The sequence below is a fragment of the Janibacter sp. HTCC2649 genome, from assembly GCF_000152705.1.
Classification (GTDB): domain Bacteria; phylum Actinomycetota; class Actinomycetes; order Actinomycetales; family Dermatophilaceae; genus Knoellia.
Map to the genome: position 1 here is coordinate 2156170 of NZ_CH672413.1, position 12637 is coordinate 2168806.

The following is a 12637-nucleotide window of genomic DNA, read 5'->3' on the forward strand; positions in this document are numbered from 1 at the left end:
CTCAAACCCTGGAATCTCTGGCCATCTCGAGGCGCACGGCGTAATGTTCTGACGGAATCGCCAATCCAGTGGAAGGGAACCCGACATGCCCCCGATCACCGACGAGCCGACGCCTGAGCGCGAGGACGAGGACGACCACGACCTCCTGACCTACGGCGAGGTCAGGGTGCGGCTCCACGAGGAGGTCCGGGCCCAGCGCGCGCTGGTGGCGGAGCTGGAGTCCGCGGGTCGGGACGTGACCGCGGCCCAACGCCGGCTCGACGCCCTGGTGGACGCCACCGATCGCAACACCCGCAACCGGATCAACGACGAGAACTTCGAGAAGTTCTTCGGGTATCGAGGGACCGCGAGACGCAACACCTGAACCCGGTTCGCAGGCTTGTCAGATGGCGCCGTGGGTGGCACGCAGCTGAACCTTGTCCACCTTCCCCGTGACCAGCACTGGGAGTGACCCGACGAAGATCACCCGCTTGGGGACCTTGTAGCCGGCGATTCGTGCGCGCACGTGCGCAGTGACCTCCTTGGCGCTCACCTCCGCGACAGCCTCGACGCCTGACCCGCGGACCACGACCGCACACACGGCTTCGCCCCATCGCGGATCGGGAACACCGATGACCGCACAGCCAGCGACGCCCGGATGGGACTCGACCGCCCTCTCGACTTCGGGGCAGTAGACGTTCTCGCCGCCGGAGATCACGATGTCCTTGGTCCGGTCCACCAGATGCAGCAGCCCCTCCTCGTCGAACCTTCCGACGTCGCCCGTGCGGAACCACCCGTCGCGCACCTGGGTCGCCGTCGTGTCCGGGTCCTGCCAGTAGCCGCGAAACATGGCCTCGGTCCGCACGGTGATCTCCCCCGGTGCGCCTTCGGCCACGTCACGGCCTTCGGGGTCGGTCAACCGAACCTCACACTCGGAGAACGGGATTCCAACGCTGGACAGGCGCCGGTGCGTCGTCGGATCGTCAGCGCTCGAGTGCAGTTCCCGAGGCAGACCGGAGGTCATGATCTCGGTCTGCCCGTAGAGGTTGAGGAACCCAGCGTCAGGCATGACCCTCATGGCTGCGCGCAGGGTGGGCAGAGTCATCGGTGCCGCCGAATAGAGAACAGTCCGGACCCCGGCGAGATCGGCCGGCGCGGGGTCGGCGTCCAGCACCGCCTGCACCATCGTCGGTGCGAGGTGAAGGACGGAGACGCGCTCGGCCCGGCACCGACCGGCATACGCGGCCGGGTCGAACGCCTCCTCGATGACGGCCGCCCCACCGTGGACGTGGAGGCCAAGAGCGATCGCCATGGCACCGATGTGGAACAGCGGCATGACGAGCAGTCCCACGTCCTCACAGCCGGTGCGCATCTGGTGGGCCATCTCCTTGGCGAGCAGGCGCAGCTCGCGGTGGCCGAGCACGCAGCCCTTGGGCGTCCCGGTCGTGCCGCTCGTGAAGATGAGGAAGGCAATGTCTTGTGGCGAGGAGATGAAGGGCAACTCCCGGCCACGACCTCGGTCGAGAAAGTCTTCGTACCCAACGGTCATTGCTGTGCTCGGCGCTTCGCCCAGCGCGACGATCAGCTCGAGCCCGGGCAGTTCCTGCCGCAGGATCGACACGAGCTCGAGATGGTCGGGTCCGCAGAACAGCACTTTGGGGTCGGCGGCGCGCAGGATCTCGACGATCTCCGGCGCCGCGAGACGGAAGTTCACCGTGGCCACCACGATCCCGCTGACGTGGGCCATGGAGAGCACCTCGCCGAACTCGATGCTGTTTCTCGCCAGAATCGCCACCCGGTCCTGGTGGCGCACGCCGTGATCGGCGAGGGCCGCCGCGAGTGCCACTGCTCGCTCATGGAGCTCACCATGGGTGCGAACCCTCGCCTCTTGGACGTAGGCGGGCCGGTTCGCGTGGTGCCGTGCGTTGGCAGAGGTGGTCGCACCGAGAGCCTGTCCGGTTGTCAAGGTGTGCATCGCAGCTCCAAGAATATGACGATTACGTCAATCGACCGTAGCGCCGGAGCGAACGCTGAGGCAAGGGCTCGCCATGGACCAACTTCCCCAGCTCCTTGGCAGTTTCGTCAACTTCGGCTTTACTGGGACCCAAGAACCCCAACTACACCCTAAGGTGAAGCATGAGCAACGACGCTCAGCAGGTCCTGTCCGGGATCAAGGTCATCGAGCTGGCCGCCTGGACCTTCGTCCCCACTGCAGGGGCGGTACTCGCCGACTGGGGCGCCGACGTCCTCAAGATCGAGCATCCGGAGACCGGAGACCCTCAGCGTGGTCTCATCAACTCGGGCATGGTGAGCGGTGCCGGCGGGGTGAACCACTTCATCGAACAGCCGAACCGTGGCAAGCGCAGTGTCGCCATCGATGTCTCCCATCCGGACGGTCTCGAGTTGCTGATGAAGCTCGTCGAGCAGGCCGATGTGTTCGTCACGAACCTCCTTCCGGAGAGCCGCGAGCGCCTCGGCGTGGACGTCGATGCGATCCGGGCCCGCAACCCCAAGATCATCTATGCCCGCGGTCACGGCTACGGCTCCAAGGGTGAGCAGATCAATCGGGGCGGTTTCGACCTCGCCGCCTTCTGGGCGCGCGGTGGAATCGGCGAGGCCTACACATCGTCAGCGCCGGACGCCTACCCGCCGGTGCAGCGCCCGGCCTTCGGCGACGTCGTGGCCGGGTTCGCCATCGCCTCCGGCATCGTCGGCGCACTGTTCAAGCGCGAGCGCACGGGTGAATCGTCGGTCGTGGACGTCTCCCTGCTCAACATGGCCATGTGGCAGTTGGCACCCGACATCGTCGGCGCCGGAGTCACCGGACAGAACGTGCCGAAGTTCAACCTCGCGGAATCACCGAACCCCGCGGTCGGCTTCTTCCCCACGAGCGACGGGCGCCACCTCGCGTTCGTGCTCCTGCAGTCCGACCGTTTCTGGGAGGACTTCTGCACCCGGATGGTCCGCGAGGACCTCATCAACGACGAGCGCTACAGCGACCAGAAGGTGCGGTTCGTGAACCGCAAGGACTGCATCATCGAGATCCGCAAGGCCTTCGGTGCCCACCCTCTGGCCCACTGGCAGGAGAAGTTCGCCGACTTCGACGGGGTGTGGGACGTCGTCCAGTCCGCGCTCGACGTCCACAGCGACCCACAGGCCCAGGTCAACGGATATCTGCCGCGGCTGACCAACACCAGTGGGGTCGACTTCGCCGTGGTGGACTCCCCGGTGCAGTTCGACGAGCGGCCCAACGCGTCACGTCGCGCTCCCGAGCATGGGGAGCACACCGACGAGGTCCTCCAGGAGCTCGGGCTCGACTGGGACGAGATCATCGCCCACAAGTCGAGCGGCGCCATCCTGTGACCGATGGCATGACCCCGACCATGCGGCCTGCGAGCACGGACACCTCCGTGCTCGCAGGCCGCACGGCCATCATCAGCGGGGCGAGTCGCGGGATTGGGGCAGCCATCGCCACGGCTCTGGCCGCAGCAGGCGTGAACGTGGTTCTGTTCGCCAAGTCCGGGACCGACACCCCCGGTCGACTGCCGGGCTCCGTGCACGACGTCGCGGACGAGATTCGCGCACTCGGTGGCGCCGTCCTGCCGCATGTCGGCGACCTGCGCAACGATGCCGACATCGAGGCCGTGGTCGCGGCTGCGGTGGTCGAGTTTGGGGGCCTCGACATCGTCGTGAACAACGCCGCCTCCTTCGACATGACGCCGACCGCGAAGATGTCGATGAAGCGCTACGACCTGCTCCACCAGATCAACACCCGCGGCGCCTTCGCCCTCACCCGCGCCGCCCTGCCGCACCTGGTCCAGTCCGACCATGCGCACGTCCTCACGATCTCACCACCCCTGACCCTCGACCCGAAATGGCTCGGCCCGCACACGGCATACACCGTCTCGAAGTATGCGATGAGCCTGATGACTCTCGGGTTGGCCGCCGAGCTCGCGTCGACACCGGTGGCGGCCAACTCGCTGTGGCCCAGCGTTTCCGTTGCGACGGAAGCGATCCGGACCATCCTGGGCGATGAGGTCGCATCGGCGCGTTCGCGCACCCCGCGAGTGATGGCTGATGCGGCCCTGGAGATTTTGCGACGCAGCCCATGCGACCGCACGGGCCAGCTGATGACCGACGAGGATGTCCTTCGTGGAGCCGGGGTGACCGACCTGAGCGTCTACCGGCTCGGTGACGCCGAGGACGACCTCTCCCCGAGCTGGTTCCTCCCGGAGGCCTGATGAGCACGTCACCTGCTCCCCAGCATGCGCACGCCGCGATGCACTGCAATCTCAACACGGTCAACCTGCCCGCCGCCGAAGCGTTCTATCGCGTCGTCGCCGGGCGCGAACCCCGGTTCAGATCGGTCGGCACCGATCAGGACGCCAGCGCCATGGGTCTGGGTGAGCGGACCTCGAGCGTCACCGCGTTCGTGTGGGACGAGCGTGGCCCGCGGGCGGCGCCAGCCCTCGAGCTCGTCGGCTGGTCGGACCCGGCGACAGTGCCTGCCGACGATCACCCCCGTGCTGGCTTCACCACGATCGGCTACCGCGTCCGCGATCTCGTGGCAGCCCGGCCAGCTCTTGAGGCCCTCGGTGCGAGCCTCACTCGGGCCTCGGTGCGCGGCCACAGCCTTCCGGCCCTCCAACTCGTCGACCCCGACGGGGTCCGCGTCGAAGTCGTCGAAATCGCCGACGTCTCGGCGCCTACCGCTCACGGTTCCGACGGGAGCGGGCCGGCCCTGGCTTACGAGCGACTGCGCGTCACCGACCTCGGGCGCTCGCTCGACTGGTACGCCACCATCGGTTTTGCGGTGCTGCACCGCGATGGGGTGAGCGCATCCATCACGCTGCCCGAGGATCCGACCTTCTCGCTCGAACTCGAGGAGCACTCTGAACTGGCTCCCTCGCCGGATCGGGCCAACGAGCAGGGCCTCTATCGCATCGCGCTCGGGGTCGAGGACGTCGTCGAGGCGGCGACTGCCCTTCGGGCAGCGGAGCCCACCACCCCGGACCCGGTCTTCATCCCCATGGTGGACACTCCCACCGGCGGCTTCACCGTGCTCTTCCTGACGGACCCCGACGGGACGGTCATCGAGCTCGTGGCCCGCCCCCGCTCCGAAGTGAGACGGCCTCAACAGCCTGTTTGACGAATTCGTCAGATACGAGGCGCTGTTGAAGCGCCAGACCGCCGAGGACACCATTCATAGGCTCGGCAGCCCGCATCCACATAACTTGACACTTTCGTTGACAACGCTCAATCAGCGCCCTAATCTGACGATGTGACCCCACTCGCTGAGGACGACCTCGCAGACCTGCGCTCCTCGGTGCGCGGGGTTCTCGACCGCTCCTGCGGTGAGCCCGCGGTACGCGCCACGATGGCCACGGAGGCGGGTGTCGACCTACAGCTGTGGCAGTCGCTCGTGCGCGAGTTCGACCTCCCGGCTCTCGCGGTCCCGACGGACTGGGGCGGTGCAGGTGTCGGCTGGTCGGCCCACCGGGTGGCCTTCGAGGAGCTCGGCCGAGCCCTGGCCTGCGTTCCGGCACTGTCCGTCATCGGCCTGGCCCTGCCGGCCCTGATCGCCAGCCAGGACGACACCGCCTGCGACGAGATCATCCCCGCAATCCTGGCGGGCGACACCATCGCCACGGCCGCCCTGCTCGGCGCCGATCCCGTCGCGGCCTGTGCCGTGCGTGCGGTCCACGAGTCCCCGTCGGAGCCTGGTTGGTCACTGTCCGGTGAGGTGCGGCACGTCCTCGACGGGCAGGTGGCGGACCTCGTGCTCCTTCTCGCCCGCACCGAGGACGGCGCAGTCGGCCTCTATGCGCTCGACCCTCGCGCGGCGGGCGTCACGATCGACACGCGGGTGACATCCGACCTCACCCGTCGCATCATCGGACTCTCACTCAACCGCGCCGTCGCCCGACGACTGGGCGACGCCGACGCGGGAGCACGGGCGGTGTCCTCAGCCCGGCCGCAGGCCCTGCTCGCCCTTGCGTGCGAGCAAACCGGCGGCACAGCTTCCGCTCTCGACCAGTCCGTGGCGTATGCCGGGCAACGCACACAGTTCGGCCGCCAGATCGGTTCCTTCCAGGCGATCAAGCATCGCCTCGCGGACGTTCTCGTGTCCCTCGAGGAGTGCCGATCGGCCACGTGGGCCACGGTCCGCGGAGTCGATGACGATCAGGCCGACGTCGAGCTTCTCGCTCGAGCCACGGCTGCCGTCTGCGGCGACGCCTACGTCAAGGCCGCCTCGGGCAACGTCCAGGTCCATGGCGGCATCGGCTACACGTGGGAGCACTCGGCACACCTGCACGTCAAGCGATCCCGAGGATCCGCAGCCCTCTTGGGCACCCCGGCCGAGCACCGTGCCCGCATCGGCGCACTGCTGCCCCTCCTGACCGAGACCGACGAGGCCCACGCGTGGGCAGACGAAGGAGCACTTCGATGAGCCAGGTCCCCGTGGCCGAAGGCCTGTTCACCTGGCCGTCCGACGATCCGGCGCTCCTTGCCGGCAGGGGGAGTGACGGTTCGCTCGTCTTCCCCTTCCGCGAGCACCGGCTCATCGGCGGTGTTCGGGAGCGACTCGAGCAGGTCGAGCTTCCCCGTCGGGGCACACTGTGGACCTTCACCACCCAGCTCTTCCGCCCGACCTCTCCGCCGTATGCCGGTGACGACACCCCGGAGACGTTCCAGGGTTTCACGGTCGGCTACGTCGAACTGCCCGGAGCGCTGCGAGTCGAGGCCCGGCTCACCGAGCCCGATCCGGCCAAGCTCCAGATCGGCCAGGAGATGGAGTTGCGGATCGTGCCCCTCGGCAAGGACAAGGACGGGAACCAGACGATGATCTATGCCTTCGCCCCTGTGGACCGGGAGGCCTCGGCATGAGCGCACCGGACGTGGCGATCATCGGCGTCGGCATGCATGCCTTCGGACGCCACGGCGACAAGTCCGCCCTCGAGATGGGCGAGGACGCAGTCATTGAGGCCCTCGGTGACGCCGGTGTCGCGTGGAACCAGGTGCAAGAGCTGTGGGCCTCGAGCATGGAGGTCAAGAACCCCGAGGCCATCACGGGACTGCTCGGCATGACCGGCATCCCTGCACGGTCCACCTTCACTGGTTGCGCCTCGGGTGCGACAGTCCTTGCCCAGGCGGCCAACGCGATTCGGCTCGGCCAGGACATCACCGTGGCCGTGGGACTCGATAAGCACCCACGCGGAGCCTTCTCCGCCGACCCCTCCGTGTCCGGACTCCCCCTCTGGTACGGCCAGGCGGGCCTCTTCCTCACAACCCATTTCTTCGGGATGAAGATCAACCGCTACATGCACGACCACGGGATCACCGAGTCGGCGCTGGCCAGGGTGGCGGCCAAGAACTTCCGCAACGGCTCGCTCAACGACAAGGCATGGCGGCGTACGCCCATGAGCCAGGAGGAGATCCTCGCCTCCCAGTACCTCAACTACCCTCTGCGCCAATACATGTACTGCGGCCCCGATGAGGGTGCCGCCGCGGCCGTCCTCTGCCGCGCAGACATCGCACACAAGTACACCGACACCCCGATCTACCTACGGGCCAGTCAGCTCGTGTCCCGCCGCGACGGGGCCCTGGAACTCATGAGTCCGTCGCTGTCCCTCGATGACACACCGAGCCCGACGATCTTCGCCTCGCGTCAGGCCTACGAGGAAGCGGGCATCGCGCCCGAGGATGTCGACGTGATCCAGTTGCAGGACACCGACGCCGGGTCCGAACTCATCCACATGGCCGAGAACGGCTTCTGCGCCGATGGTGAGCAGGAGAAACTCCTCGCCGAGGGAGCCACCGCCATCGGCGGCAGGCTCCCGGTCAACACTGACGGTGGCCTCATGGCCAACGGTGAGCCGGTCGGCGCCTCCGGGCTGCGTCAGGTCTACGAGCTTGCCAACCAGCTGAGGGGCCGGTGCGGCGACCGTCAGGTGCAGGACGCCAAGGTGGGATATGCCCAGCTCTACGGCATGCCCGGCACCGCGGCCGTCACGATCCTGTCGACCTGAGAGGGCGACCCGAGATGGCGACCGCGACACCCGGTGAGGACTTCCGCATGGAGGTCCGCGACTGGCTGGACACCACCCCCCGACCGGAGGGGTTGCACGACTACGGCCCGACCCCCACGCCCGACGACATCACGGCCGGTCGAGCCTGGCAAGGACTGCTCGCCGAGGCGGGCTACGCCTGCCTTCACTGGCCGAAAAATCGGGGAGGCCGCGAGGCGTCCGTGGCCGACCAGGCCGCCTTCGCGGAGGAGTGCGCCCTTGCCGGTGTTCCGCGCCAGTTCCATCTCGTGGGACCGGATCTCGCCGGCCCGGTCCTCATGGCCCACGGTTCTGCGCAACAGTGCGACGCCTTGCTCGAACCGATCCGGACCGGCGAGCACCTGTGGTGTCAGCTCTTCTCCGAACCCGGTGCCGGATCGGACCTCGCGAGTGTGCGCACGCGGGCATTGGCGAGTGACAGCGGCTGGGTCGTCGACGGGCAGAAGGTCTGGACGAGCGGCGCCGCCGACGCCCAGTACGGCCTGCTCCTCGCGCGCACGGGGGGTCCAGGGCATGCGGGACTGTCCGCCTTCGTCGTCCCGATGGACACCGACGGGATCACCGTTCGCCCACTGCAACAGATGAACGGCGAGAGCAAGTTCAACGAGGTCTTCCTCGACAACGTTCTCCTCCCCCACGACTCCCTCATCGGCGCCGAGGGCGAGGGCTGGGCCGTGGCGACGGCCACCCTCGGTCGCGAGCGACTGTCCCTGGGCTCCAACGCCGTCGGCATGCTCACTGCTCTCCAGGAGATCGTCACGGCGGCTCGCGCTCGGGGTCGACTCGATGACCACGTGCGGGGCGAGGTGGTCAACGCCTGGCTCGGAGTGTGGCTCCTGCGCTCGACGTGGGAGCGTGCCATCGCCGAGGGAACCCCGCCGGGTGGGCCTGCCTTCTCCGTCCTCAAGCTGATCAGCACGCGCACCTACCAGGCGATCGGGGACCTCGGGATGGAGGCGCTGGGTCTGGATGCGCTCACCTCCGAAACCGTCGAGCCGCTCGTCGACCGGATGCTCGTCGCCCATGCCCAGACGATCCTCGGCGGCACGACCGAGATCCAACGCAACATTCTCGGCGAGCGGATCCTCGGTCTTCCTCGTGAGCCCAAGCCGTGAACTTCAGGACCGGCAGCCTCGCTGACCTGCTGACGCCGGGGTGTCGCGTGGCTCTCGCCGACGGCATCGGTATGCCGCGCGGCATCCTCCCGGAGTTGGCTGCGGCTGCGCGGTCGGTCGGTGGGGTACGGCTGGTGGTGGGCTGGTGCCCTCAGGCAGACGACGGACTGGACCCCACGGCATACGCCGATGTGCGCACGATCATGGGCGGGTGGGGACTTCGACGGCACGTCGAGTCCGGCGCCGTCCACGCACCACCACTGCGGCTCTCCGCCGCGCCCGCCCTCCTCGGCGGGCCGTGGCGCCCCGACGTCGTCGTCGTCACCGCCGTCCCCCGGCCGGATGGGTCCCTCGGACTGGGGACCGAAGTCGCCTGGCTGCCTGCCGCCATCTCGAGTGGGGCCACGATCGCCGCTGTCATCAACGCGAACCGGCCGCACTGCGAGGTCGGTCCGGCGCTCCCCTCGGACCGGGTAGTGGTGGTCGGGGAGTCCGACGAGCCACCGATCGATCTCATCGTGGTCGACCCGAGTGAGCCTCACCGGGTGATGGCCGAGCGAGCCGCGGCACTCATCCCGGAGGGCGCCCGGCTGCAGGTCGGCCCGGGCGCCCTGGGCACTGCGGTCCTCGACGCCGTGCGTCGTCCTGTCGCCATCGACTCCGGCCTGCTCCCCGACGCGGTCGTCGACCTGGCGGCCCGCGGACTTCTGCGAGGAGAGCCCGTCACGACCTATCTCGCTGGCGGGCCACGTCTGCTGGAGTGGGCCGACGGTCGCCCGTTGCTCCACCCCCTCGGGCACACCCACGACGGAACGCGCCTGTCGACCGGCGCGCCCCTGATCGCGGTGAACACCGCGATCGAGATCGACGACCAGGGTCAGGTCAACGTCGAGGGGTTCCCCACCTCGGCGGTCGGAGGAGTCGGCGGTCACGCCGACTACGCCGTCGCCGCAACGCGGTCCGTGGGTGGACTGAGCATCGTCGCGCTCCTGACCCAGCACCAAGGCCGACCCACACTCATGGACCGCCTCTCGGTCCCGGTCAGCACGCCGGGCCATGACGTCGACGTCCTCGTCACCGAGAACGGGAGTGCTGACCTGCGTGGCCTGGACCGCGCCGAGCGTTCTCGTGCCATCCGCGCCCTCTGGGGCCACTGATCACCTGCACCCGCCGCACACCGACAGAGGAAGTTTCATGAGTCTGAACCAGGTTGGCGTTCCCGACACCGACGACCAGGCCGCGCTGGTCACAGCGATAGGGGGCGTTCTCGCCCGAGCATGGAACCCGTCCGGCCTGCTCGATCCAGCGAAGCGCACCCTGCCCGAGCAACGGCCGGCGTGGTCCGCGCTCTCCGAGGTCGGGTTGCCCGGACTCCCCGTTCCCGAGGAGCAAGGCGGCTCCGGTGGGACGTGGGCCGACCTCGCCGTCGCCGGAGAGGTGTTGGGCGGCACCGTCGCGGCCACACCCTTCATCGCTGTCGCCGCCGCTCTCGGGTCCCTGATGTCCTTGCCTCCGGACGGGGCTCCGGACGGCGCCTCGGTGAGAGTCGCCCACTTGGTCGAGGGCATTTCGTCCGGCGCGGTCATCCCGGCTGTCGCAGCCGCGGGAGCGCACTCAGAACCCCTGCACGCCAGGGGTTCTGGCGCCCAGCTCGTGATCGAAGGGGAGCTCCCCGCCGTCCTCGGCGCGGACTTCGACCTCCTGTTGGCCTCGGCCACGACGGAATCTGGGACCGTGCTCGTCGCCATCGAGGTCGACCCCGCCGTCGACATCACACGTCTGGAGTCAATGGACCTCACCAGTGAGGTGTCGCGGGTGGTTCTCACCGGCGCCACGGCCCGTGTCCTCGCCACCGGCGAGGATGCCGAACACGCCCTTCGGCGGGGACTCGCGACCGCGGTCCTCGCACTCGGGTCCGAGCTGGTCGGGGTGCAGGGGCACGCCCTCGAGGCTGCCGTGGCGTATGCGCTTGAACGCTCCCAGTTCGGCCAGCCGATCGGTTCGTTCCAGGGCGTGAAGCACCGGTTGGCCGATGTCCTGGCCGGTGTCGAACTGTCCCGGGCCACGGTCCGCCACCTCGCAGGGCTGCTCGACAAACCGGCCATGAGTGCCGGGGCCATCTCCGATGCCGCCGGGCTGGTGCTCGCCTCGGTCGTGCCTGCCTCGGTCGTGGCCGGCAACGCCTACATCCAGGTCCTCGGTGGGATCGGCTACACGTGGGAGCACGAAGCCCATCTGTTCTATCGGCGCGCATGCGCCGCGCAGGGGCTGCTCGGAGGTCCCGCCGCGGGCAAGGCCGCGATCAGCCCCGTGGTCTCGGAGCCCGTGGCACCCTCATCTGCTCTCGCCGATTTCGCGGCCCTCGTCGACGAGGCCCTCCCGGCCCACCGTGCGGAGCACCCGAGCGATGACTACGCCTCGCGTCTGGTCTGGCAGCAGCGTCTGCACGCGTCCGGGTGGATCGCACCCCACTGGCCCGGGCACTTCGGCGGCCGCGGCCTCGGCATCGTCGACCAGGTGGAGTACGACCGGGTGCTCGGCAGCCGCCGCGCACCCGTGACCTTCGCCGGCGTCCTCGGCCTCAACAATGTCGCCCCGACACTGATGCGCTTCGGCACACCGGAGCAGCAGGAGCATCTGTTGAAGATCCAGTCGACCGAGGAGATCTGGTGTCAGGGCTTCTCCGAACCCGGCTCGGGGAGTGACCTCGCCTCCCTGCGTACCCGTGCGCGCATCGAAGGGGACGGTGACGACCGCGAGTTCGTGATCTCCGGACAGAAGGTGTGGACCTCGGAGGGAATGGAAGCAACGCACTGCCTCCTGCTCGTACGCACCGACCCCGAAGCGCCTGCCCACAAGGGGATTTCGGCGCTTCTTGTCCCCCTCGACACCCCTGGGATCACCCGACGCCCGATCACGCAGATCACCGGCGGCGGCGGGTTCGCGGAGATGTTCTTCGATGAGGTGCGGGTGCCGTTCTCCGCCCTCCTCGGGCCCCTCCACGAGGGGTGGATGGTCACGATGACCACGCTCGCCTTCGAGCGAGCCGGTGTGATCATGATGGCCAGCCGTCTCGAGCAGGAGGTGGAGGACATCTTCACCGAGCTCGACGGTAGACAGCTGTCGGAGTCGGCTCGCTCGTCGCTGCTCGACCGGCTCGTCGATGCGCGCACTCTGGGTCTGCTCGGACAGCGGGCACTCGGCACGATCGAACGCAAGGGAGCGCCAGGGCCGGAGCACTCGGTCATCAAGCTCGTCTGGTCCAGGAGTGCTCAACAGATCGCTGACACCCGGCTCGCTGTCGCCGGACCCCTTGCCCTCGCGGGCGATGCAGGCACCGGGGCCCGGCACGGCGCGCTGGAGTCTCGGGCCACCACGATCGCTGGCGGGACGACCGAAGTCATGAAGAACATCCTCGCCCAGCAGGTCCTGCGCCTCCCGCGCTGATCCGGGAACGCGCGGAGGCCAAAGCCC

General features: G+C 68.5%; 11 protein-coding genes. 10 read left to right on the forward strand and 1 reads right to left on the reverse strand.

Features of this window, described 5'->3' with window-relative positions; genetic code table 11:
- Positions 1-85 precede the first annotated feature (85 nt).
- Positions 86-364: a hypothetical protein gene (locus tag JNB_RS10320; protein ID WP_009776400.1), complete on the forward strand. Its 279-nt coding sequence runs from the start codon at positions 86-88 to the stop codon at positions 362-364.
- Positions 365-382: 18 nt separating this feature from the next.
- On the opposite strand, the gene JNB_RS10325 is transcribed toward JNB_RS10320, so the two are convergent.
- Complete coding sequence (locus JNB_RS10325) at positions 383-1954, reverse strand: class I adenylate-forming enzyme family protein (RefSeq protein WP_009776401.1); 1572 nt, start codon at positions 1952-1954, stop codon at positions 383-385.
- A gap of 161 nt (positions 1955-2115) precedes the next feature.
- Here JNB_RS10325 and JNB_RS10330 point away from each other — a divergent pair, with 161 nt between their 5' ends.
- From JNB_RS10330 to JNB_RS10370, 9 genes are all read left to right on the forward strand, one after another.
- Positions 2116-3342: a CaiB/BaiF CoA-transferase family protein gene (locus JNB_RS10330; RefSeq protein WP_009776402.1), complete on the forward strand. Its 1227-nt coding sequence runs from the start codon at positions 2116-2118 to the stop codon at positions 3340-3342.
- 8 nt (positions 3343-3350) lie between these two features.
- On the forward strand, positions 3351-4220 hold the full coding sequence (locus JNB_RS10335) for an SDR family oxidoreductase (RefSeq protein ID WP_237700644.1): 870 nt from the start codon (positions 3351-3353) through the stop codon (positions 4218-4220).
- A complete protein-coding gene (locus JNB_RS10340; RefSeq protein WP_009776404.1) occupies positions 4220-5128 on the forward strand; it encodes a VOC family protein in 909 nt (302 codons plus the stop codon). Before JNB_RS10335 ends, JNB_RS10340 begins: the two co-directional genes overlap by 1 nt.
- A gap of 132 nt (positions 5129-5260) precedes the next feature.
- Positions 5261-6430: an acyl-CoA dehydrogenase family protein gene (locus JNB_RS10345; protein ID WP_009776405.1), complete on the forward strand. Its 1170-nt coding sequence runs from the start codon at positions 5261-5263 to the stop codon at positions 6428-6430.
- On the forward strand, positions 6427-6867 hold the full coding sequence (locus JNB_RS10350; RefSeq protein WP_009776406.1) for a Zn-ribbon domain-containing OB-fold protein: 441 nt from the start codon (positions 6427-6429) through the stop codon (positions 6865-6867). Before JNB_RS10345 ends, JNB_RS10350 begins: the two co-directional genes overlap by 4 nt.
- The gene (locus tag JNB_RS10355) at positions 6864-8009 is read left to right on the forward strand and encodes a thiolase family protein (protein ID WP_009776407.1); all 1146 of its coding nucleotides are present in this window, start codon (positions 6864-6866) and stop codon (positions 8007-8009) included. Before JNB_RS10350 ends, JNB_RS10355 begins: the two co-directional genes overlap by 4 nt.
- 14 nt (positions 8010-8023) lie before the next feature.
- On the forward strand, positions 8024-9163 hold the full coding sequence (locus JNB_RS10360; protein WP_009776408.1) for an acyl-CoA dehydrogenase family protein: 1140 nt from the start codon (positions 8024-8026) through the stop codon (positions 9161-9163).
- Positions 9160-10320, forward strand: a complete 1161-nt coding sequence (locus JNB_RS10365; RefSeq protein ID WP_009776409.1) for an acetyl-CoA hydrolase/transferase C-terminal domain-containing protein — start codon at positions 9160-9162, stop codon at positions 10318-10320. The genes JNB_RS10360 and JNB_RS10365 overlap by 4 nt, the downstream gene beginning before the upstream one ends.
- A gap of 37 nt (positions 10321-10357) precedes the next feature.
- Positions 10358-12610, forward strand: a complete 2253-nt coding sequence (locus tag JNB_RS10370) for an acyl-CoA dehydrogenase (RefSeq protein ID WP_009776410.1) — start codon at positions 10358-10360, stop codon at positions 12608-12610.
- Positions 12611-12637: the final 27 nt, after the last annotated feature.